The organism is Vibrio sp. Y42_MX_L11, assembly GCF_024181785.1.
Taxonomy (GTDB): domain Bacteria; phylum Pseudomonadota; class Gammaproteobacteria; order Enterobacterales; family Vibrionaceae; genus Vibrio; species Vibrio diabolicus.
On sequence record NZ_JAMZAP010000015.1, the window covers coordinates 39697 to 63450 of the forward strand.

19 protein-coding genes, 4 tRNA genes and 1 other annotated feature are annotated in these 23754 nt (G+C 45.0%); of the genes, 12 read left to right on the plus strand and 11 right to left on the minus strand.

What is annotated here, in order from left to right; all coding sequences use genetic code 11:
• Window positions 1-35 precede the first annotated feature (35 nt).
• From trpA to NL643_RS15475, 7 genes are all read right to left on the minus strand, one after another.
• Window positions 36-842: a tryptophan synthase subunit alpha gene (gene trpA, locus NL643_RS15445; protein ID WP_253644762.1), complete on the minus strand. Its 807-nt coding sequence runs from the start codon at window positions 840-842 to the stop codon at window positions 36-38.
• Window positions 842-2032, minus strand: coding sequence for a tryptophan synthase subunit beta (trpB, locus tag NL643_RS15450; RefSeq protein WP_005394827.1), 1191 nt, complete (start codon window positions 2030-2032; stop codon window positions 842-844). Before trpB ends, trpA begins: the two co-directional genes overlap by 1 nt.
• Before the next feature lie 64 nt (window positions 2033-2096).
• On the minus strand, window positions 2097-3536 hold the full coding sequence (gene trpCF / locus NL643_RS15455) for a bifunctional indole-3-glycerol-phosphate synthase TrpC/phosphoribosylanthranilate isomerase TrpF (RefSeq protein WP_253644763.1): 1440 nt from the start codon (window positions 3534-3536) through the stop codon (window positions 2097-2099).
• A gap of 13 nt (window positions 3537-3549) precedes the next feature.
• Window positions 3550-4560 carry an anthranilate phosphoribosyltransferase gene (gene trpD, locus NL643_RS15460; RefSeq protein ID WP_253644764.1) on the minus strand — a complete coding sequence of 337 codons (1011 nt, stop codon included), beginning with the start codon at window positions 4558-4560 and terminating at the stop codon, window positions 3550-3552.
• 38 nt (window positions 4561-4598) lie between these two features.
• Window positions 4599-5207 (minus strand): aminodeoxychorismate/anthranilate synthase component II, encoded by a 609-nt coding sequence (locus NL643_RS15465; protein ID WP_009698411.1) that lies wholly within the window; start codon window positions 5205-5207, stop codon window positions 4599-4601.
• A gap of 16 nt (window positions 5208-5223) precedes the next feature.
• Window positions 5224-6789, minus strand: coding sequence for an anthranilate synthase component 1 (locus NL643_RS15470; protein ID WP_253644765.1), 1566 nt, complete (start codon window positions 6787-6789; stop codon window positions 5224-5226).
• A gap of 126 nt (window positions 6790-6915) precedes the next feature.
• Window positions 6916-7019, minus strand: a sequence feature (Trp leader region).
• Window positions 6966-7091: a Trp operon leader peptide gene (locus NL643_RS15475; RefSeq protein ID WP_046874477.1), complete on the minus strand. Its 126-nt coding sequence runs from the start codon at window positions 7089-7091 to the stop codon at window positions 6966-6968. Its footprint overlaps the feature before it by 54 nt.
• Window positions 7092-7186: 95 nt before the next feature.
• Here NL643_RS15475 and NL643_RS15480 point away from each other — a divergent pair, with 95 nt between their 5' ends.
• Complete coding sequence (locus tag NL643_RS15480) at window positions 7187-8044, plus strand: PHP domain-containing protein (protein WP_150919071.1); 858 nt, start codon at window positions 7187-7189, stop codon at window positions 8042-8044.
• Between the two features lie 185 nt (window positions 8045-8229).
• Entirely contained in the window at window positions 8230-8850 is a 621-nt protein-coding gene (locus NL643_RS15485; RefSeq protein ID WP_005376791.1) for an L-threonylcarbamoyladenylate synthase, read from the plus strand.
• Window positions 8851-8952: 102 nt separating this feature from the next.
• On the opposite strand, the gene NL643_RS15490 is transcribed toward NL643_RS15485, so the two are convergent.
• Entirely contained in the window at window positions 8953-9663 is a 711-nt protein-coding gene (locus NL643_RS15490) for a calcium-binding protein (RefSeq protein WP_005394815.1), read from the minus strand.
• Window positions 9664-10210: 547 nt separating this feature from the next.
• Between NL643_RS15490 and rluB the strand changes: the two genes are divergently transcribed.
• On the plus strand, window positions 10211-11149 hold the full coding sequence (gene rluB, locus NL643_RS15495) for a 23S rRNA pseudouridine(2605) synthase RluB (RefSeq protein WP_005376798.1): 939 nt from the start codon (window positions 10211-10213) through the stop codon (window positions 11147-11149).
• A gap of 188 nt (window positions 11150-11337) precedes the next feature.
• Here rluB and NL643_RS15500 read toward each other — a convergent pair whose 3' ends face one another.
• Complete coding sequence (locus tag NL643_RS15500; RefSeq protein ID WP_005376800.1) at window positions 11338-11658, minus strand: HI1450 family dsDNA-mimic protein; 321 nt, start codon at window positions 11656-11658, stop codon at window positions 11338-11340.
• A 2-nt stretch (window positions 11659-11660) separates the two neighbouring features.
• Window positions 11661-12227, minus strand: a complete 567-nt coding sequence (yeiP, locus tag NL643_RS15505; protein ID WP_005376801.1) for an elongation factor P-like protein YeiP — start codon at window positions 12225-12227, stop codon at window positions 11661-11663.
• Window positions 12228-12421: 194 nt separating this feature from the next.
• On the opposite strand from yeiP, the gene NL643_RS15510 reads away from it, so the two are divergent.
• Window positions 12422-13189: a nucleotidyltransferase domain-containing protein gene (locus NL643_RS15510; RefSeq protein ID WP_176319992.1), complete on the plus strand. Its 768-nt coding sequence runs from the start codon at window positions 12422-12424 to the stop codon at window positions 13187-13189.
• On the opposite strand, the gene NL643_RS15515 is transcribed toward NL643_RS15510, so the two are convergent.
• Window positions 13186-15549 carry a DNA polymerase II gene (locus tag NL643_RS15515; RefSeq protein WP_253644766.1) on the minus strand — a complete coding sequence of 788 codons (2364 nt, stop codon included), beginning with the start codon at window positions 15547-15549 and terminating at the stop codon, window positions 13186-13188. The two genes, NL643_RS15510 and NL643_RS15515, sit on opposite strands and share 4 nt — an antisense overlap.
• A 426-nt stretch (window positions 15550-15975) precedes the next feature.
• Here NL643_RS15515 and uvrY point away from each other — a divergent pair, with 426 nt between their 5' ends.
• The 8 genes from uvrY (at window position 15976) to NL643_RS15555 (ending at window position 23751) form a co-directional block, all read left to right on the plus strand.
• Window positions 15976-16620 (plus strand): UvrY/SirA/GacA family response regulator transcription factor, encoded by a 645-nt coding sequence (gene uvrY / locus NL643_RS15520; protein ID WP_005386783.1) that lies wholly within the window; start codon window positions 15976-15978, stop codon window positions 16618-16620.
• A 1-nt stretch (window position 16621) separates the two neighbouring features.
• Window positions 16622-18454, plus strand: a complete 1833-nt coding sequence (gene uvrC, locus NL643_RS15525; RefSeq protein WP_080773718.1) for an excinuclease ABC subunit UvrC — start codon at window positions 16622-16624, stop codon at window positions 18452-18454.
• A gap of 46 nt (window positions 18455-18500) precedes the next feature.
• Window positions 18501-19058 (plus strand): CDP-diacylglycerol--glycerol-3-phosphate 3-phosphatidyltransferase, encoded by a 558-nt coding sequence (pgsA, locus tag NL643_RS15530; protein ID WP_005394805.1) that lies wholly within the window; start codon window positions 18501-18503, stop codon window positions 19056-19058.
• Between the two features lie 465 nt (window positions 19059-19523).
• Window positions 19524-19597, plus strand: a tRNA-Cys gene (locus tag NL643_RS15535).
• 37 nt (window positions 19598-19634) lie between these two features.
• Window positions 19635-19710, plus strand: a tRNA-Gly gene (locus NL643_RS15540).
• A gap of 77 nt (window positions 19711-19787) precedes the next feature.
• Window positions 19788-19874, plus strand: a tRNA-Leu gene (locus NL643_RS15545).
• Window positions 19875-19887: 13 nt separating this feature from the next.
• Window positions 19888-19963: transfer RNA gene (locus NL643_RS15550), tRNA-Gly, on the plus strand.
• A 911-nt stretch (window positions 19964-20874) separates the two neighbouring features.
• Entirely contained in the window at window positions 20875-23751 is a 2877-nt protein-coding gene (locus tag NL643_RS15555) for a pyridoxal phosphate-dependent class III aminotransferase (protein WP_253644767.1), read from the plus strand.
• The last annotated feature ends 3 nt before the right edge of the window (window positions 23752-23754 follow it).

Genomic DNA, 23754 nt, shown 5'->3' on the forward strand with positions numbered 1-23754 from the left:
TTAAGCGGGCGCTATAGCGTTACATCAAATGGAAATTATTTCTGAGTGGCAGCTTTCATCGCTGACACAAAATCACCAAGTTTATCGAGCATAATTTGTGGCTGCTCGACATTCGCTTCAATGATTTTCACCACAGCTGAGCCGGAGATGGCCCCTGCAGCGCCAGACTCTATTGCTTGTTTCACCTGTGCTGGTTCAGAAATACCGAAGCCAAGCAGCGCTGGTGGTGCATCGAACTGGTTTAATCTATCTAACATGTGACCAACTGGCATATTTGCTTTTGTCTCTGCGCCTGTCACGCCAGCACGAGAAAGCAAGTAAGTGTAGCCACCACCCAGTTCTGATACTTGCTTCAGTGTTTCGTCACTTGCCGTTGGCGGTGCGATGAAGATTGGGTGAATACCAAACTTCTCTGCTGCTGCAACAAACTCTGCACTTTCATTGGTTGGTACGTCTGCAATCAAAACAGAATCGATGCCTGCTTTTGCACAGCGCTCGTAGAAGTTTTCGACACCGCGTGAGTAAACTAGGTTCGCGTACATCAGAAGGCCAATAGGCAGCTCTGGGTATTTAGCACGAATCTTACCAATTTGTTCAAAGCAGATATCTGGTGTAGCGCCTGAATCTAGCGCACGAATGTTAGCGCCTTGGATGGTTGGGCCATCTGCAAGCGGATCTGAAAATGGAATACCAAGTTCAAGGGCGTCTGCGCCAGACTCAATGAGGGTTTCTATGATCTTGTAAGATTGTTCTGCGTCTGGATCGCAAACCGTTACGAACGGTACAAATGCGCCTTGGTTTTTTTCGTTTAGGCGCGCAAACATCTTCTCATAACGGCTCATTAAATCACTCCTTTTTCTTCTAGGATGGCGTGTACGGTGAAGATGTCTTTGTCACCACGACCAGATAGGTTTACGACCAATAGTTGTTCTTTCTCAGGATTCTCACGAGCCATGCGCAATGCATGAGCTAGAGCGTGAGAAGACTCTAGAGCTGGGATGATCCCTTCGCTGCGAGCCAGTTCTTGGAATGCCTCGAGCGCTTCGTCGTCCGTTACGTTGTCGTATTCTGCACGGCCAATTGCGTTTAGGTGTGCGTGCTGTGGACCAACTGAAGGGAAATCAAGACCCGCAGATACAGAGTAAGACTCCTCAACTTGGCCGTTAGGATCTTGCATCAATGGCGCTTTCATACCAAAGAAGATGCCCGTTTTGCCATGTTTAAGTGGTGCACCGTGTTGGTCGGTATCGATACCTTTACCTGCTGGCTCAACACCAATTAGGCGAACGCTTTCTTCTTCGATGAAGTCAGCAAACATACCGATAGCGTTTGAACCACCGCCCACACACGCGATAACTGCATCAGGAAGACGACCTTCACGTGCCAAAATCTGATTCTTAGTTTCTTCACCGATCATTCGTTGGAAATCACGCACGATGGTTGGGAATGGGTGAGGACCAGCTGCTGTACCTAGTAGGTAGTGCGCATCTTCATAAGTTGCAGACCAGTCGCGCAGCGCTTCGTTACATGCGTCTTTAAGTGTCGCTGAACCTGAGTGAACCGGAATGACTTCCGCGCCCATTAGCTTCATACGGAATACGTTTGGGCTCTGACGCTCAACGTCTTTTGCTCCCATGTAAACGCGACACTTAAGGCCAAGTAGTGCACACGCTAGTGCGGTTGCTACGCCGTGTTGACCTGCGCCGGTTTCTGCGATGATTTCGTTTTTACCCATGCGTTTCGCAAGCAGAGCTTGACCTAACACTTGGTTGGTCTTGTGTGCGCCACCGTGAAGCAGGTCTTCACGTTTTAGGTACAGTTTGGTTTTCGTACCTTTAGTTAGGTTACGAGTTAGAGTTAAAGCCGTTGGGCGGCCCGCATACTCTTGAAGAAGCGTCATGAACTCACTGCGGAATTCTGGATCTTCTTGCGCGTCGATAAACGCTTGCTCTAGTTGCTCCAATGCAGGAACTAGAATTTGCGGAACGTACTGACCGCCGTATTCGCCAAAGTAGGCATTCAGTTTTGCCATCGTTATATTCCTTCTCGTATTTTTCGCTACGAATAGCTTTAAATTTTTTAGCTGAAATACAGCTTTAGTAGTTGCGAATGGCGGTGAATGCCGCGAGCAACTTCTGTGAATCTTTTTTGCCTGGTGCACTTTCTACACCAGAGTTTAAATCTAATCCCAAGCAACCTAGTGTCGCTGCTTGTTGAGCATTTTCTGGCGACAGTCCGCCTGCTAGCATAATTTGACTTGGGTCACCGATCAGTGACCAGTCGAACACTTGTCCGGTTCCGCCAGTTTGGGTGCCAACTTGAGCATCTAATAGATGGCGGTCAATGTGGTCTGCAAGTAGTTCTGGCTTCGCATCAGTCACGCCATAAGCTTTCCAAATTTCTACCGCTGCTGGCAGTTCGGCTTTGAGTTGGTTTACGTAAGCTTGGTCTTCTTGACCGTGCAGTTGCACCGCTTTTAAACCCAAAGAGGTCACGACAGAAGCAACAAAATCGATATCGTGATTTTGGAAAACGCCAACGTAATTCAGTGGAGCACCGCTCATGGTTAAGCGAGCACCTTCAAGGTCGACCGCACGCTTCGACTTCTCGACAAAAATCAGGCCACCAAATACTGCACCAGCTTGATATGCTTTTGCTGCGTCATCTGGATGCGTTAAGCCACACACTTTGTTTTCGCCTAACGTCACTTTACGTACAGCAAGTTCTAAGTTGTCTTCCGCCATCAGTGAACTACCAATCAAGAAGCCGTCTGCGTATTCCGCTAAATCACGAACTTGTTGATGCGTATAAATGCCAGATTCTGAGATTACTGTTGCCTTAGGAGCCAGTTCGCGAATTGTCGGTGCCAGTTCTTTCGTACGATTCAAATCAGTACTTAGGTCGCGAAGGTTACGGTTATTGATGCCGATAACGCGTGCGCCTAGCTTAACGGCTCGATGAAGCTCTTCTTCGTTGCTGACTTCGGTCAGAATGCCCATGTTCAGGCTGTGTGCTGCTTCTTCTAGGGCTTTGTACTCTTCATCATTGAGGACAGACAGCATTAGCAAGACAGCATCAGCACTGTAATGACGCGCTAGGTAAACTTGGTAGGTATCTACCATGAAGTCTTTGCACAGAACTGGCTGTTTGACTTGACCACGCACTTGAGGAAGAAAGTCAAAGTTACCTTGGAAGTATTTCTCGTCTGTTAATACTGAAATTGCATCAGCATGGTTGTTGTAAACCGATGCAATGTAATCCAAGTCGAAGTGATCACGAATCAAACCTTTGGAAGGAGACGCCTTCTTACATTCGGTGATGAATGCTGTCTTTTCGCCACTCAGTGCATCGTAGAAGCTGCGGTCCGATGGCAGCAGATCAGACTGAAATGTGCTTAGCGGTTGAGACACCTTACGGTCTGCTACCCACTGATATTTGTCGCGGACAATTTTTGCCAGTACTTCTGCCATTTCTGCTTCTTTCTTAGAAACGTGTTCAGACAGGTTGTCAGCTTGCTGAGTGTTGAAGTCAGTCATCTTCTTCAATTCCTTAAGCGTGTGCGGCAAGTTGTTGTACCAATTGGTACGCCTTGCCTGAATTCATTGCCTCAATCGCTTGTTGCGTGTTGGCTTTTAAATCTTCGTGGCCGAATAGACGCATTAGCAAGGCAACGTTCACCGCCACTGCGCCCAATTGTGCGTCTGTACCTTTACCCGTCAGGATATTGGTAATGATCGCCTTGTTTTCTTCAGGAACGCCACCTTTGATTGCTTCTAACGGGTGCGCTTCTAGACCGAAGTCTGCTGGTGTTAGCGTGTACTCAGTGATCTTGCCGTCTTTGATTTCTGCAACCGTTGTTTCGCCATGAATCGCGACTTCGTCCAAACCACTTCCGTGTACCACTGCGGCGCGCTTCATACCCATTTTTAGCATGGTTTCCGCGATAGGACGAACCAGTTCTTCACTGTAAACACCCATCAATTCGATGTTTGGACGAGCAGGGTTAATCAGTGGGCCTAGAATGTTAAAGATAGTGCGTGTTTTCATGGTTTGACGCACTGGCATCGCGTGACGTACACCACCGTGGTATTGAGGTGCAAATAGGAAAGCAACACCGATATCGTCGACCGCTTTGCGCGTATCTTCTGCGCTCATGGCTAGGTTGATACCAAATGAATCAAGAAGGTCAGAAGAACCCGATTTGCTTGAAACGCTGCGGTTGCCGTGCTTTGCCACTTTTAGACCACATGCTGCAGCAACAAATGCCGCGGTGGTTGAAATATTGATGGTGTTGTGACCGTCTCCACCAGTACCTACGATATCTGCGAAATCGTAATCTGGGCGAGGAAATGGGTTTGCGTTTGCCAGCAGTGCTTTTGCCGCACCCGCAATTTCATCCGGCGTTTCGCCTTTGATTTTTAGTGCAGTCAGTGCTGATGCCATCAAAATCGGATCGAGTTCACCACGGATGATGATGTCGAACAGTTGTTGGCTCTCTTCCTGAGTCAGTGACTCTTGCTCGTACAACTTGGTAATAATAGGGTTGATGATTGCTTCCATATTTCCTCTCCTAAATTTCTTATGTGCCAAGCGCTTTTTTAAGCAGTGAGGGAATTCACTGAAGTTTGTGCTTCGAGTGCCCATTCAATGGCATTGGCCAACAGTGTCGCTCCGTAGGTCGTCATAATAGATTCCGGGTGGAACTGGAACCCGCAAACTTTATCTTCTTCATGTACAACAGACATGACCAAATCATCCACTTCTGCTGTGATGGTTAGGCTCTCAGGAACCTTGGTTGCAACTAACGAGTGGTAACGTGCAATTGCAAGTGGTGATGGTAGGTTTTGGTAAATCGCATGGTTTTGGTGCTCCATCATAGAGACCTTACCGTGAATGATTTCGCCTGCACCAGCAACGGTACCGCCGTAAGCTTCAACAATTGCTTGGTGACCAAGACAAATACCAATCATAGGAACTTTGCCTTTCAGCAATTGAATTAGCTCTGGCATTGAGCCTGCTTCAGACGGCGCACCAGGACCTGGCGATAGCAGTACCACAGGGTTCTCAAGCTCATTCACTGCTTGTTCAATGGTTTTTGCTGGAATGTTGTTTCGGTAAATCTTGACTGAGTGACCTAGCGAGCGGAATTGATCCACAAGGTTGTAGGTGAACGAGTCAAAGTTGTCGATAAAAATGATATTAGCCATCTCTGAACCCTATTCCTTATTGTGACTTATGCGCTGCTTGGATAGCAGAGATTACCGCTTGTGCTTTGCCGCGCGTTTCGTCTGCTTCCGCTTGTGGATCAGAGTCGAACACCACGCCAGCACCAGCTTGAACTTGAGCAATGCCGTTCTCAACGTAAGCTGAGCGAATTACGATACATGTGTCGAGTGTACCTTCACCAGTTAGGTAGCCCACAGCACCGCCGTAACTACCGCGTCGTGCGCCTTCTACGTCGCGAATCAACTGCATTGCACGAATCTTTGGTGCGCCAGTGAGCGTTCCCATGTTCATACATGCTTGGTATGCGTGCAACGCGTCTAGGTCTTCACGCAGTTGACCAACCACACGAGATACCAAGTGCATTACGTGGCTGTAGCGGTCGACTTTTAGAAGGTCTGCTACGTGTCGAGTGCCAGCTTGAGCAATACGAGCGACGTCGTTACGTGCCAAGTCAACCAACATCATGTGTTCTGCGTTTTCTTTCATGTCGGTGCGCAGTTCAAGTTCGATGCGGCTATCTAGGTCGAAATCAATCTCGCCGTTAGGGTGCTTGCCACGGCGACGAGTGCCTGCGATTGGGTAGATTTCAATTTGGTTAGTGTCGGTTTCGTACTTAAGCGCACTTTCTGGTGATGCGCCAAACAGAGTGAACAGCTCATCTTGCATGTAGAACATGTAAGGGCTTGGATTACTTTGTTTCAGTTCTTTGTAAGCCGCGAGTGGAGCAGGGCAAGGTAGAGTGAATCGGCGAGATGGTACAACTTGGAACACATCGCCCTTAACTACGAACTCTTTTAAGTCGCGAACGATTTGGCAGAAGTCATCGTCAGATACGCTAGGTTCTACCGTTACGTCGGCGATTTTCTCTGCACTTGGAAGTAACTTTGGCGCCGCACATTGAGCGCTGATTTCTGCGATGCGAGTCTCTAGCGCTAGTTTTTCTGAATCATCCACAAACAATGTAGCTTGAAGCTGGCAAGATTCCGTTTGATGGTCGACAACAAGCAATGTTTCCGCGACGTAGAAAACGTAATCTGGACATTGATTGGTTGCTTCTGCATTACCAAGCGGCTCGAAGTTTGCGACTAAGTCGTAGGCAAACAGACCGCCAAGGAAAATAGCGTGTTTGTCTTGCTGTGAAATATCGAAGCTGTGTTGCACTAAACGTAGCGCGTCAAAAGAAGAAGCTTCACGTAGTCGAGAGTCTTCATCTAACGTGTCGCATGGCTGGCTAAACTCCAAAGTCAGCGTTTCGCCATCGAACTTACTCTCAACGTCACCACGGATGTTCTGGTTTAGGTGAGACAGTAGGTTTTTACCGTTGTTGGTTAACGCCTGCATGTTTACAGTGTGGCCGTAACAAACGATGCGCACCGCTGAATCGACGATTAAAAGTGATTTTAGATTCTGTTTCGAATCAATTTCAGCGGATTCGAGAAGCAAGCTATCTCTTTTGTTCTCACAAATGGTATGGAACAAACGTGTTGGGTCTTGAGTGTAAGGAACCGAAGTCTTTAATACTTCTAGGCATCCAAGTTTCTTGATTTCTATGGCCTTATTCACAAGACCTCCTTGTAGCTGTCTAAATCTTCCTGCCGTACATAGTCGCATAAAGCAAACGTTCTCCCAATCTAGAGTTAGCCATATTCGATTAATGTTTAGGCAGTTGAATGTGAAATGAGCAACAAAACAAAAAAGCCCGCTTAAGTAGCGGGCTTTACAACGTTTGGTTCTATAAACTAGAAGTATACGTTCGCCCACCAAGAACTATTCCAAGTGCGCCACCAAGCAAGATCTGATGAGTTTGCCTTATTAAGACAAACCGCAACTTTCGCTTTTTGGTTTTGGTTAAATTCTTGTAACATGGTGAACCTTAAATTACGTACTTTGTATTTGTGTACTAGTTAACTAGTGCGAGAGTAAAAAGTCAACCCCAAAACAGCATTAAAACGATAAAAATATGAGAATTGATTTACATAGTCACACCACTGCATCGGACGGTCGGTTAGAGCCTAAAGATTTAGTGGAAAGGGCGCTGAGTTTTGATATCGAGGTTTTGGCGATCACTGATCACGATACGGTTGACGGCTTGGCGTTAGCCAAGCAACACGTTCAAGACAATAACTTGCCGATCAAAATCATCAACGGCATTGAGATATCGACTGTCTGGCAAAACAAAGACATTCATATTGTCGGCTTGAATATCGATCCGGAAAATGAACAATTATCCGCCCTCATCGAGCAGCAGAAGCAGCACCGCATAACAAGGTCAGAGTTGATTGCAGAGCGACTACAAAAAGCAACTCGGGAAGGTGTGCTCGAAGAGGTAAGGCAGATCGCCGGTGATGCGCCTGTCACGAGAGCGCACTTCGCGAAATGGTTGGTGGATAATGGTTACGCAAAAACCATGCAAATGGTGTTTAAAAAATACCTAACGCGTAATAACCCAGGTTATGTACCACCGAATTGGTGCTCGATGAAAGATGCGGTTGATGCTATCCATGCGGCTGGTGGGATGGCGGTATTGGCGCATCCTGGAAGATATAAGTTGACAGCGAAGTGGATTAAGCGTCTTCTAGCAGCGTTTGTAGAAGCAAACGGTGATGCGATGGAAGTTGCACAGCCGCAGCAAGCGCAACAAGAAAGGCGCAACTTGGCTGATTATGCTATACAATACAAACTATTAGCGTCTCAAGGCAGTGATTTTCACTACCCATCCCCTTGGATGGAGCTAGGAAGGAACCTTTGGTTGCCCGCAGGCGTCGAACCAGTTTGGAAAGATTGGGGTATTGATCCTTCGTTGGATATATCAAAGTAACCTCAAAGCGTGGGTTTCAGCATCAAATAACTGGAAAGTGTATATTGGGTATTAATGTGGCTTTCCTTGTCGTTGGAACTGAACAACACTTTGAATCTTGAAGTCACTTGATAAAGCACAACAAGGCGGCATTCAAGCTCCACATAAGAATATAGAGCCGAGAGGCTCGATAATGAGGAATTACAATGAGCCAGTTTTTTTACGTTCACCCAGAAAACCCACAGGCTCGCTTGATTAATCAAGCAGTAGCAATCATTCGTAACGGCGGCGTTGTGGTGTACCCTACCGATTCAGGGTACGCACTTGGCTGTCAGTTGGAGAACAAACAGGCACTGGAACGAATCTGTCAGATCCGTCGTCTGGATGATAAGCATAACTTTACATTACTGTGTCGTGATTTGTCGGAACTTTCTCTATATGCGCGAGTGGATAACTCTGCATTTCGACTACTGAAAAACAACACACCAGGTCCTTACACCTTCATCTTCAAAGGCACGAAAGAAGTGCCGCGTCGTTTGATGAACGCGAAACGTAAGACCATCGGTATCCGTGTTCCAGACAATCAAATTGCCTTGGACTTGTTGGAAGCATTAGGTGAACCGATGATGTCTACGTCGTTGATTCTACCTGGCAGTGACGTAACAGAGTCTGATCCGGAAGATATTCGCGATAAACTAGAACATGCGGTTGATGTGATTCTTAATGGCGGTTACTTAGGTGAACAGCCTACGACCGTCATTGATTTTAGCGAAGGTGAACCTGTTGTGGTGCGTTTGGGATCAGGTGACCCGGCACCATTCGAATAATTCGACTAATAGTCGTACACCACCGTCAAACAAAATAGGAGGCATCGCGCCTCCTATTTTAGTTGTCATATCGAATATCTCATTGAACTTAACTGTTTGAGATTAAGCGAAATCGAAAATGTCGATACCATTTTGTTCAGCATAGTTGATGTATGCAGAGCTCACGCCGTTTAGTGTCACTTCAACATTGTATTCATCACTAGAGAATACTGCCCAACCACACTCGTTGTAAGATAAAGTAAGATCATCCGCTGAATCTAAGAACGTATCGCGAATGCCATCATTGTCGGTGTCTCTGCCCATATCGAAGACAAGTTTGTCATGAAAAATATTAAAATCGACAATATCGGCTTTAATATCAATATCGTTGGAAGATACAGGTTGATCGGGTACACCAATAGCCAGGCGGTTTGTAAGCACGAAAGTGTCGTCTCCACAGCCGCCGCTCAGTACTGATTCACCATCGCCAACGACGAGCGTGTCGTTACCCCAACCCCCACTCAAGTAGTTGTTGCCTGAGTAATCAAAAATTGTATCATCGCCACAACCACCAAAGAGCTTGTCATTTCCTAATCCGCCTGATAGGAAGTCGTTGCCAAAGCCGCCAGAAACAAAGTCGTTTCCTCGGCCACCGAGCAAGGTATCGTCTCCCCAGCCCCCGAAGACGACATCATTGCCTCCGTATCCTACGAACTTATCATCACCACAGAAGCCGAAGAAAATATCGGTTGTTTCAGACCCTTTTGTACCGGTCATATCGTCATCTTGAGATGTCCCAAAAATCCAATTTAGGTCTAGATTTAGCATAGACATTGTTCTATTCCTTTTTGTCTGATTTATGCCAATCGTCGAAAATGCAGAGCCAATCTAGCTAGTTAAAATACACGATAACGTTAGTGTCATTTTTAATAGTAAATAGTGACTTACCGATGCTTCTTGTCTTGCTATGAGTGCTCATTTATCCACGATGATTGGTATTACTTAGCAGCAAACTGGGACTGTTTATTCTTCGTTGCTTTTAAAGCAATACGAACAGTAAACACACCCCAAGTGGTTATCGTTGTAACCCTGACAATTTTATCAGGTACTGCACGGTTAAAGTGGCTCGGGAAGACCGATATTAGTGGGATTCTCGCTGGGCAATATCAGTATTAAGTAGGAAAAAAGTTGCAGAATAGAGTAAATATTTTCGACGTTTTAAAGTGAATTTTGGGTGTGGAGAATGGCGCCGATTTAGCTTACATTAACTGAGAAAGTTACGTATAATGTCGGACCGAAAAATCCCACTGAAATGGGTAATTAGCAAAATACAGACCAATCCTGGTCTAGACGTCTGTGAAGACGACACATAGGTAGATAAATGAGCGAAAAGTTACAAAAAGTATTAGCACGTGCTGGTCACGGTTCTCGTCGTGAGATTGAATCGTTAATTAAATCTGGTCGCGTTAGCGTGAACGGTGTAGTCGCTAAGCTTGGTGAAAGACTTGAAGACGAGAGCAGCGTAGTTCGTATCGATGGTCATATTGTCTCTGCAAAGATTCAAGAAGAAGTGATTTGTCGTGTACTTGCGTACTACAAACCCGAGGGTGAACTGTGTACTCGTCACGATCCAGAAGGTCGTCGTACTGTTTTTGATCGTCTGCCAAAAATTCGTGGCTCTCGTTGGATTTCAGTTGGTCGTCTGGATGCGAACACTTCTGGTCTTCTGCTTTTCACAACGGATGGTGAACTGGCGAACCGCTTAATGCACCCAAGCCGCCAAGTTGAACGTGAATACCTAGTACGTGTGTTCGGTGAAGTAACTGAACAGAAAGTTCGTAATCTAGTAAAAGGTGTTGAACTGGAAGACGGTTTAGCTCGCTTCGAAGATGTTGTTTACGCGGGTGGTGAAGGCATGAACCACACGTTTTACGTTGTTATCAACGAAGGTCGTAACCGCGAAGTTCGTCGACTATGGGAATCGCAAGAGTGTACCGTTAGTCGTCTGAAACGTGTTCGTTACGGCGACATTTTCTTAGACAAGAAACTGCCTCGTGGCGGTTGGATGGAGCTTGACCTGAAAGAAGTAAACTACTTGCGTGAGCTTGTAGAGCTTCGTCCAGAGAAAGAAACCATGCTTGATCTGAACAAAGACAACACGTCACGCAAACGTGAGCGTGCACGCAGCCAAAAAATTCGTCGCGCAGTTAAGCGCCATGAAGAGCGTGTTAACACGCCAAAAGGTCGCAGTAACAACCCTTCTCGTCGTAAGCCGAAGAAGACTGCTGGTGATCAAGGCGCACGTAACAAGCATCGTTAATCGATAGCAAAACATCAGAAAGGCTTGCCAGCTCGGCAAGCCTTTTTCTTATCTGTTACATAACAAAAGGATCTAAAGCCGATATAGAGCAGGGTGCCTTGGCTAAACAAAGATCGCAGCTAAACAAAAACAGCAGATAAAAAAATACCAGCACTAGGCTGGTATTTTTTGTTCATGATGAAGAAACGTTAATCGCGTTTCCAAAGCATATGGCAGAACTTATGTTCTGGGTCTCGGCTGATTAGCATACGAGCAAATACGTCATCAAGAACGTCATTTTCCTCATTTACTAGGCCGATACGAACCTCTGCATATACTTCTTTGTCGATCTCGAAGCCAACATGTTCAACCCAGTCATCGCCAGTTTCAACAAGTTCTGCGGCACCACGATCTTCAAATTGCGCAGTAAACAGAATCACGTCAGCAGGCTCTAGATTATCTGGAGCCATCTCAAGGAAAATGTCGTACGCTGCGTCGATGACGTCGTCGTAAGAAATCAAATCAGACATGCTTATGCTCGGCTCATGTATTTACGTTCAGCTGTGTTAATGATAACACGGTCACCAGTTGCAATGTACTCAGGAACCTGGATGACAAGACCTGAAGCGAAGCGTGCTGGTTTAGTACGAGCAGATGCAGAAGCACCTTTGATTGAAGGGTCAGTTTCTTCAATCACTAGCTCAACAGAAGATGGTAGTTCAATACCCACAGCAGCACCGTTAACAAGGATAATGTGGATACCTTGTGTATCTTCGTTGATGAACAGCATGTCGTCTTCAACTTCATTGTGCTTGAATGTGTATTGTGAGTAGTCTTCGTTATCCATGAAGATGTGCTCATCGCCGTCAGCGTATGAGTACACAACTGCACGTTTGTTCATTTCTACCGTTTCAACAACGTCATCAGACTTGTAACGCTCATCTACACGTGCGCCCGTGTTTAGATCTGTACAACGCATTTTGTAGATTTTAGCGCCGCCACGACCGCCAGGAGTCGTTACTTCGATGTCTTTAACTAGAAGAGTTTTACCATTAGACTCGATTGCGAAGCCTTTTTTGATTTCACTTGCCTTTGGCATTGTATATTCCTATTCATACTTATTAAGCAAAACTCGGTGATTATAGCGCTAAGTTAGCCGCCTAGCATTAAAATTCATTGCAGAAATTTGTTGTTACTCCCATGACTAAACACCTGAATGGACTTGATTCAGTGAGTCGGCTAAGAGAACATATAGCTCAACTTCTTGAACCATCTGAGATCACGTTTTAAGTCATGTCTCTGCCTGTTATCGATCCTAAACAACCATTTCAACCAGAGTTTGCGCCTTTAATTAGAGAAGTCACCGCTTGTCTCAAAGGTGGACTGGGGCAAAACTTACACAGCGTTTATGTGTATGGTAGCGTCGCTCGCAAAACAGCGGTCGCTGGGAGGTCGAACTTAGACCTGGTTGTCGTTACTCAATCATCCTTTGAGCACAATCGCGCGACTTTGCTCAACACAATTAAGTGGCGTGCGCAGCAGAGTTACCCTCAAGTTAATGGTGTATCGGTCCGTACAGCCTTAGTGAGCGAAGTAGCTAATTTAGATAGTATTTTCACTTGGGGCTTTATGCTTAAGCATTGCTGTGTCTGTGTTTATGGTGATGATCTAGCAGACTGTTTTGGTGATTACGTCCCAAGTTGGGAAATTGCTAAGCACTGGAATATGGATGTGGAAGATTGGATTACGGTGTATCGCAAAAAAATCGTACAAGCGAAGACGATAGAAGAGCAGGTGGCCGCCCAGCGCGTGATTGCTAAAAAGTTACTAAGAGCGTCATACTCTTTGGTGATGTATCGAGATAAATGTTGGTTTGATGACCCTATAAAATGTGGAAAGGTATTCTTAACTTATCATCCTGAAAAGCAGCTTGAGATCGAGCGGCTAGAAATTTTACTTTCTGGCCGGGGTATTCCCAAGCGTTCTGTTATCGGGCTAATTGATGCGTTTGGTGACTGGCTAGTCAAACAGTACCAGAAAACAGAGTTTCGTATCGGTTAAAACAGCCCCATTTGAGGCGCTGAAAGACTGTCAAAATCCGTCCCAATGAAAGGGAGAATCGCATCTGCAACGGGTTTGAGTTGTTTATCAATGTAATGTTGATAATCAATAGGGCTATTGAGGTACTCATAAGGTTCAGGACCGTTCACGGTTATAATGTATTCAATTCGTCCTTTGTTTTGATACTGTAATGGGCGTCCAAGCTTGGCATTTATCTCATCCGCTAAACGAGCTGCACGCACTTGTGGCGGGACGTTCTTCTGATACTCATGCAGTTTTCTGCGCAGTCGCTTTTGATACACTAACTGTTCATCAAATTCACCGTTGTTAGTTTTCTCAACCATCTCTCGGACATAGTCGCTTGGGTCTTCACCATGGAAAATCATGCTATAGAGTGTATTTTGAAATTTCTGTGCTAACGAGGTCCAGTCAGTACGGGCGCTTTCTAACCCTTTAAATACAATCCGCTCTTGCTCTCCTTCACCGATTAAACCCGCATAGCGCTTTTTCGAGCCAGTTTCTGCGCCACGAATCGTTGGCATAAGGAATCTGCGATAATGGGTTTCATATTCGATTTCCAACATAGATGTTAGGTTGTACTCAGAACGTAGATGTTCCTGCCACCAAGAGTTGATGTAATCAACTAATTGATTTCCAACAGCGTCAGCTTCTACTTGACTGTATGGTCGATTCAACGACACGAATGTGGAATCCGTATCGCCGTAAATCACTTGATAGCCTTGTTCCTCAATCAGTACTTTAGTTTGCTTCATGATCTCATGTCCGCGCATGGTAATACTAGAAGCCAATCGAGTATCAAAGAAACGACATCCCGATGAACCCAGTACGCCATAAAAGGAGTTCATGATGATTTTGATTGCCTGAGAAAAAGCTTTCTCATTGTTCTTTTTCGCGACATCACGTGCCGCCCAAAGCTTTTCAATCATTTCTGGCAAAAAGTGTTTCGTACGATGGAACTGACCACCGCGAAAGCCAGGTACTGCCTGATCACCTTCTTTACCAATATCGAGTAATAACCCCTCAACCAAACCCATAGGATCAATCAAGAAAGAGCGAATAATCGATGGGTATAGACTCTTAAAGTCCAACACTAAAACGGAATCATATAGGTTAGGGATGGAGTCCATCACGTAACCGCCGGGGCTCGCAATCCAATTTTCTGGGTGTAGATTCGGGGCAACATAGCCTGCGCGGTGTATTTGCGGCATGTATAAGTTAGTGAATGCCGCTACCGAGCCACCGACACGATCCAGTTCTACACCAGTGAGGCGAGAGCGTTCAATTGCAAAGTCGAGCAGGTGAGTGTGATTGAAAATCTTGTTCACCAACACGCAGTCTTGTAAGTTATATTTAGCCAGCGATGGTTTGTCGGAGCGGTACATACGATTGATCTCATCCATACGGTCATGAACGTTGTGGATTTCTTTACCTTCCCCCAAGAGTTCTTGAGATACAGACTCTAATGACCAAGATCGAAAGTGGTAAGTAGCCGTTTTTAGCGTATCGATACCATCCATCACAACTCGCCCGGGAATGGAGATAAACCCTTGTTGGCTTTGAGATGAGCTCCTAAAAAAGCTGGCTTGGTCTGCTCTGCCAAGCATTAGCTTCATGTTGTGCCATTCTGCTCGTTTGTGTAGCAGACGAAAGTCAAAATCAATGACATTCCAACCGACAATGACATCGGGGTCGAATTTTTTAAACCAAACGATGAGTGCTTCTAGAAGCGCCTTTTCATCCTGGACCCATTGTATCGGTGTATCCGAAGGTTCTGGTTCTCCGATCATGATAACGCGGGAATCCATGACGCTGTCTAATCCGATGGAGTAAAGAATGCCTTTCTCAGAGCATTCTAGATCTAACGAGACAACGTTTAACTTCGGCTCATATTGCCCCGTACGGCATTTTGCGTTCTGGACGCGTTGGTAGCCATTGGTACGAGTCACATTGCCTGTAAACTCAATACTGCCTTTAATAAAACGCTCCATGAGGTAGCGATCGGCGAGGCGAATATCACTTTCGTAAGTGGTGATATCATTTTGAGCGAACGTGTCTTTAAGTGTGAGAGCGTCCCTGGTTACATTGGTATAGCAGGCAGAAAGAGGCGTATGTTCAAACGTTTTGAGATCCAAAAGGCGGATGTCGACGGGTATGTTTTTTTCTCGCGCGAGTGTTTTTGCTTGCTCTGAGTGTTTCTGAGCGATGAAAAATACTGGCTTCTCACCATTAATAATTAACTGAGTAGGACCTGCTTCTGTCGAAAGCCACAGCTCGATTTGAGTTTGATCTTTGATGTCTCGTGCCTGTCGAGTAAGCAGAAAGCCTTGTTGGATATTCAAATGTGAGAAACCTTAGAAAACTTGAAGAACGCTAGTTTAACATTAAGAACTGTAAAAATAACCAGTAAAGAAAACGGTTCAAATTTTTGCTGGAATTAGTGATTACAAGTTAGCCTCTGGTGCAAGAGGGACAGTGTCATTTTAAGTTATAGCGTGTTTCTCTGGGCAATATGAAACCTAGTTACTTGATTTATTGTACTTAATGTTGTTAATTGTCTTTTCTTAGATTTCGGTTCTGCTCATCACGCTCTAAAATAATAGAGTGGTTTATGAATAAGTTCTTGCTAAAGTTTGCGTTTCAGCACATATTCATAGAAAGCAATTTTTGTCGATTACGTTAGTATATAGGCAGTCATACTGATATCCACATTTAACAAATAATGGTTATGTGGGTGCAGAACCAATACAAAGTGTGGAGATACAAGTTTGATAAATGTTTTCCTTGTAGATGATCACGAGCTGGTTCGCACAGGGATACGACGTATTATTGAAGACGTCCGTGGAATGAACGTAGCAGGAGAAGCTGACAGCGGTGAAGATGCAGTAAAATGGTGTCGCAGTAATCATGCTGACGTCGTTTTAATGGACATGAACATGCCAGGAATTGGTGGCTTGGAAGCCACTAAAAAAATTCTTCGCGTGAATCCTGATGTGAAAATCATCGTACTTACCGTTCATACAGAAAACCCGTTTCCAACCAAGGTGATGCAGGCAGGTGCGTCTGGTTATTTAACCAAAGGTGCTGGCCCTGATGAAATGGTGAATGCGATTCGTGTAGTTAATAGTGGGCAGCGTTACATCTCACCAGAGATTGCGCAGCAGATGGCATTGAGTCAATTTTCTCCAGCCTCTGAGAACCCTTTTAAAGACTTATCCGAACGTGAATTGCAGATCATGCTTATGATCACCAAAGGCCAAAAGGTAACGGATATTTCTGAGCAACTTAATTTAAGTCCAAAGACAGTCAACAGCTATCGCTACCGACTCTTTAGTAAATTGGACATTAATGGTGACGTTGAGTTAACTCACTTAGCGATCCGCCACGGAATGCTGGACACCGAGACCCTTTAGTGTGAATCCTCCCTTCGATTCGGCTTCCTTTCTCAAGACAGTAACTCATCAGCCCGGCGTTTACAGAATGTACAACGCCGAAGCTGTTGTCATCTATGTAGGTAAAGCCAAAGACCTAAAAAAGCGCCTTTCAAGCTACTTTCGAAAAAAAGTAGACAGTGAGAAAACTCGCGCGCTTGTCAGTAATATCGCCAAAATTGACGTCACAGTGACTCACACTGAGACAGAAGCGCTGATCTTAGAGCATAACTATATCAAGCAGTATTTACCGAAATACAATGTTTTGCTGCGAGATGATAAGTCTTACCCTTATATCTTTATTAGCGGTCATAAGCACCCACGGCTTTCTATCCACCGTGGCGCCAAGAAGCGCAAAGGTGAATATTTTGGCCCCTACCCAGATTCTGGTGCAGTAAGAGAAACATTGCATTTGCTGCAAAAGATATTTCCTGTGCGCCAGTGTGAAGACACTGTCTATTCCAACCGAACGCGCCCATGTTTGATGTACCAAATTGGCCGTTGTGCAGGACCATGCGTTAATACCATCATTTCTGATGAAGAATACGCAGAGTTGGTTGGCTTTGTGCGCATGTTTTTGCAAGGCAAAGATCAGCAAGTACTCAAACAACTGATCGAGAAAATGGAAGTTGCCAGTCAGCAATTGCGCTTTGAAGATGCCGCTAAATTTCGCGATCAAATCCAAGCGATTAGACGTGTTCAAGAGCAGCAGTACGTCTCAGAAGACAGCATGGATGATATGGATGTACTAGGGTTTGCTCAGGAGAATGGTATTGCGTGTATTCATATCCTGATGATACGCCAAGGCAAAGTGCTTGGTAGCCGTAGCCATTTTCCGAAAATCCCACAAAATACAAGCCAGCAGGAAGTGTTCGATAGTTTTCTGACTCAATACTATTTGAGCCATAACGAAGCACGCACGATTCCTTCTCGTATTATTTTGAATCAAGAGTTGGCAGAAGATATTGCGCCAATACAGAAAGCGTTAAGTGAAGTGGCAGGTCGTAAGGTTCATTTCCATACCTCGCCAACTGGCTCTCGAGCAAGGTATCTCAAGCTTTCGAACACGAATGCACTAACGGCGATTACCACCAAAATCAATCACAAGATGACGATTAATCAGCGTTTTCATGCGCTTCGCGAAACATTGAAGTTGGAGTCTATTGCTCGAATGGAGTGTTTTGATATCTCCCATACCATGGGGGAAAGTACGATTGCATCGTGTGTGGTGTTCAACAATGAAGGCCCCGTTAAGCAGGAGTATCGTCGCTATAACATCACTGGCATTACCGGTGGTGACGATTACGCTGCAATGGGACAAGCGTTGGAGCGCCGTTATTCGAAGCAATTGGACGTAGAGAAAATTCCCGACATCATCTTTATCGATGGTGGTAAAGGTCAGTTAAATCGTGCGCATGATATTATTTCGCAATATTGGGGTGATTGGCCAAAGCGTCCCATCATGATTGGTATTGCGAAAGGGGTCACTCGCAAACCAGGCTTAGAAACGCTGATTACAGTCGATGGGGACGAGTTTCATTTACCAAGCGATGCTCCAGCGCTGCACCTTATTCAACATATTCGTGATGAAAGCCATAACCATGCTATAGCGGGGCATCGTGCTAAGCGAGGTAAAACCAGACGTACTAGTGCACTTGAAGGGATTGAGGGAATCGGCCCTAAACGACGTCAGGCGTTACTCAAGTACATGGGTGGGTTACAAGAACTTAAACGTGCAAGTGTCGAAGAAATCGCCAAAGTACCGGGAATAAGTCACTCTTTAGCAGAAATTATTTTCCAAGCATTGAAACAATAAGGAAAATCGCGCAACATTAAGCCGCAATGTGTAAGAGAATAATAAAATGCGTTTGAATATCCCGAACATTCTGTCTCTTCTTAGACTGTTCCTAATCCCTGTTTTTGTGGTTGTCTTTTATCTACCTTATTCATGGGCACCGTTTGCAGCAGCAATGGTGTTTTGGGTAGCGGGTTTTACTGACTGGCTTGACGGCATGTTGGCCCGTAAACTTGGCCAAACTTCTCGTTTTGGCGCGTTTATTGATCCTGTCGCTGATAAAGTGCTAGTGGCAACAGCATTGATTCTAATCACGGAACATTATCATTCAATTTGGGTGACCATTCCTGCGGTAACGATGATTGCGCGAGAAATCATTATCTCAGCATTGCGAGAATGGATGGCTGAAATCGGTAAGCGAGCGAGTGTTGCGGTATCTTGGGTTGGCAAAGTAAAAACTGTTTCGCAAATGTTCGCCTTATGGGTGTTGATATGGCGTTACGATGAATGGATGGTTTGGCTAGGCTTTGCGGCCTTGTATGTGGCAACTTTCTTGACGTACTGGTCAATGATTCAATATTTAGCAGCTGCGAAAGATGATCTGTTGAATGAAGAGCATCATTAAATTCTGATATTAGAAAGCAGGCTTAATAGCCTGCTTTTTTGTATCTAAGATAATCTACAGCATTTCTTTGCTTCTCACGTTTTTAATGCTTGCTAACGGCCATGCTTGAAATTTCTATCTGAGAGTTCCTGTTTCGATAGAATTTCATATGTGATCTAAGTCTTGTTTTTGCCCTTGGAGAGTCTCAGAGAAGCGAGTCTCCTGATTGTTAACGCTTCAATACACGTAACGCACGGCCAGCAGTGTAAGGCGTAGCCAAAGTTTTATGATAAACAAGTGTATTTAAGCGATTTTTAGTATTAAAACTAAGCAATCTACCGTCTTTCGCACAAATTCTAGTCAAACGATTTAAAAAAATAAAAATAGTGTTGACTCGATCGCTCGAATCCGTAGAATGCATTCCGTACCCAAGAGAGCAGAGCTCAACAGGGTGGTGAAAAAAAGCTTAGCTTTGTTCACAGATGAGGCGCCTTGGCAGAGTGGCTATGCAGCGGATTGCAAATCCGTGGACCTCGGTTCGACTCCGGGAGGCGCCTCCATTATTTTTTTGAGAGTGAATAGCTTTCGAGAATAAATGCGACACTAGCTCAGTTGGTAGAGCGCAACCTTGCCAAGGTTGAGGTCACGAGTTCGAACCTCGTGTGTCGCTCCAAATTTTATTGATATGGCGTTAGCGGTATCAGATGGTGTTTTACTTTTCTGTAAAGGCATCACAAAGAATATTTGTGTGCCCTGGTGGTGGAATTGGTAGACACAAGGGATTTAAAATCCCTCGACGTTCGCGTTGTGCCGGTTCAAGTCCGGCCCGGGGCACCATCTCATATTAAATGCGACACTAGCTCAGTTGGTAGAGCGCAACCTTGCCAAGGTTGAGGTCACGAGTTCGAACCTCGTGTGTCGCTCCAGGTTTAAGGCCCAGCATCAAAATGCTGGGCCTTTTTTGTATTTCTTAAAATCTTAAATTTCTTCTTCGCGATGTATTTCTTTAAGCACTGAGCTCCTTCAGCTTACTAACTTAACTCCTTGTTAATTTTAGCCATAGCAACGTCACTTCATGACCATACCTATCCGACTAGTTTAAGTTTAGTCAATCAAAGTTCTGTGAATAAAGACTCATCGATTTAGGCTGAGCAGTAACGTAAATACTAGCTCTGTTAAATGCCTTGGATACTGAAAATAATGTTCTACGATTAAAGAGTGGTATGTTCATAAACCGTTTTGGTTCATGGCGCTGATATTGTAAGGATATTTGTTTAAATAACAGGTATTTGAGAAAAGAAGAAAAGCGTTGTAGATGAGTATGAATGTACAAATATCACTAGGGGGAACTTTGTTGTGATTTGCGTCACTGTTACTAATATGAAAAATCGTTGCCAGAAGATTTTATTTTGTGATAAATTCGCGCGCAATCTCGGAGCGTAATTAACAACGTTTGATCTCTGGGGGATACGCGTAGTGACCATTCAAGCTGATTGTGACACTGCGTAGGGTAGGTATCGGCAAAGCCTTTTGTCGATAGACGGGATACTAATGCTGTAAAAGCGGCATATTAATGGGAAACCCAACATTGAAACCTTTGAATAAACACACACTAATCAGCTTCATACTGCCGAAATGTCCTGTTTTACAAAACGGGTGCATTACGGAACCTTGATTAATCCCTTTTACATATAAAGTCACGAGTATCGTGGCAGATGATCTGTATTTGTCATTTTGCACTGACAAATGCGGAGGGGTATACACACCTCCTGTAACTTCATTCCAATGATTATTAATACAGGATATAGAATTATTATAATTCAAGGGATTATGTAGTATGAGCACTGCCTTTGAAGTCGATAGCAATATCGCAAACATTTTTTCGTCTCAGGTTCCTATCGTTGAGGGAACGTATGACTTAACGCCAGATCAAGTATTGATTGATCAGGCTGAGCATGAATCTGAAGTACGTTCTTATCCACGTCGCTTGCCAATCGCAATCAAACAAGCTTTTGGTTGCTTGGTTGAAGATACACGTGGACAGATCTTTTTAGACTGCCTTGCGGGGGCGGGCACTCTAGCTTTGGGGTATAACCATCCTGAAATCAACCAAGCTCTGAAAGAGCAATTAGATTCGGGTCTGCCATATCAGACGCTAGACATTGCAACATCAGCAAAAACGACGTTTATTCAATCTGTTAAATCTTTTCTTCCTCAAGAGTTAAGTGAGAACAGCGTTATCCAATTTTGTGGTCCGTCTGGAGCCGATGCAGTTGAAGCCGCGATCAAGCTCGCGAAGCAGACTACTGGTCGCAACACCATGTTTGCTTTTCGTGGCGCATATCATGGTATGACTAACGGCACAATGGGCATGATGGGCAACCTAGGTACGAAAGCGCGTCGAACTGGTTTAATGTCAGATGTGCACTTTATGCCTTTCCCATACAATCTGCGTTGTCCATTTGGGCTTGGCGGTGATGAAGGTGCGAAAGCAAGCATTCGTTATATCGATCGTCTTTTAAACGATGATGAATCGGGCATTATGAAGCCTGCTGCGATCATCGTTGAGCCAGTGCAAGGTGAGGGTGGTGTTGTTCCTGCGCCAGCATTCTGGCTGCGAGAGTTACGTCGTATTTGTGATGAACACGGTATCTTACTAATCTTCGATGAGATCCAGTGTGGTGTTGGTAAAACTGGCTACAATTTCGCATTTGAAGAGTCGGGAATTGTTCCAGATATCCTGTGTTTATCAAAAGCTATTGGCGGTGGCTTACCAATGTCGCTATTGGTTATCAACAAGCAGCATGATACTTGGAAGCCGGGCGAACACACAGGTACGTTTCGTGGCAATCAGTTAGCCATGGTCTCTGGTGCGAAAGCATTAGAAATCATCCAGCGTGACAATCTGGTTGAGCACGCCAATATTGCGGGCCAGTATTTGCGCTATGGTCTTGAAAGCATTCAAAAGCGCGTGAACTGTATCGCAGAAGTACGTGGCAAAGGCTTGATGCTTGGTGTGGAGATTAAAAATCCAAACGGTGAGCTCAATAAATTTGGCGAACCTCAAGCGGATAGTGAACTCACTCTTTCCATTCAACGCGCAGCACTTGAGCGTGGCTTGATCGTTGAGAAAGGCGGACGTGAAGGTGCAGTAATTCGCTTCCTTCCTCCTCTTATCATCTCGTTTGAGCAAATCGACTTTGCTTTACGTGTATTTGAAGACGCGATTTTAGCAGCAGGCGGTAGTCACATCGAAACTCAGCCACAAGATGAATGGAAGAAGCATTTCATCCACACTGGAGAGTTGGGCAGCAATGAGTTTGCTTCGGTGATGAATCACACTACGACAGCAATGAAATCAGTGTTTGAACAGGTTGTTGCACCATACTCAGGTATGGATCCAAAAGCATTGGAAGCAGCGATCCATGCTGTTGATCTTGACAATAAAAATGCGCCTCTCAAAACGGTTATTGATGATGCAGCCGAGTTGGTCGCGAAAAACGCGATTTTTACGCAACATCCAGATTGTATCGCTCACCTTCATACTCCACCGTTGATGCCTGCTATTGCCGCAGAGGCAATGATTGCGGCTTTGAACCAATCAATGGACTCATGGGATCAAGCTTCATCAGCGACTTATGTTGAACAGAAAGTTGTGAACTGGCTATGCGATAAATACAAGTTAGGTGGAAAAGCGGACGGTATCTTCACGAGCGGCGGCACGCAAAGTAATCAAATGGGTTTGATGCTTGCGCGTGATTGGATTGCTGACAAACTCAGTGCACACTCAATTCAAAAGCTTGGCCTTCCTGAATACGCAGACAAGCTGCGTATAGTGTGTTCGAAAAAATCCCACTTCACGGTTCAAAAATCAGCGTCTTGGATGGGATTGGGTGAAAAAGCGGTCATGACCGTCGATGCTAATGCCGATGGAACGATGGATGTCACTAAGTTAGACGAAGTTCTAAATCAGGCAAAAGCAGAAGGTTTGATCCCATTTGCAATTGTCGGCACAGCGGGCACAACGGATCACGGCGCTATTGATGACCTAGACTTTATCGCTGATATGGCAGCGAAACATGACATGTGGATGCACGTCGACGGTGCATACGGTGGAGCTCTGATTCTAAGTAGCCAAAAAGCCCGTCTGAAAGGTTGTGAGCGTGCACACTCCATCAGCGTAGACTTCCACAAGTTATTTTACCAAACCATCAGTTGTGGCGCGCTGTTGGTGAATGACAAGTCTAACTTTAAATTCCTGCTTCATCATGCAGACTACTTGAACCGCGAACACGACGAACTACCGAACTTGGTGGATAAGTCTATTGCTACAACTAAGCGTTTTGATGCGCTAAAAGTGTTTATGACGATGCAAAGCGTGGGGCCAAAAGCCCTAGGTGATATGTACGATCATTTACTTGATCAGACGCTTGAAGTCGCGGACATGATTAGAGATAACAAACACTTTGAGTTGTTGGCTGAACCATCACTATCTACGGTTCTGTTCCGCGCGACACATGAATCAGCGGATCTTGACGAACTGAACAAAACGTTGCGCTTAGAAGCGTTAACACGCGGTATCGCGGTATTGGGTGAAACCATTGTCGACGATAAAACCGCGCTTAAATTTACGATTTTGAACCCGTGTCTGACGACGGCGGACTTTGAATCTTTGCTCTCAAAAATCAATACGCTAGCGGCAGAGCTAGTTTAACAA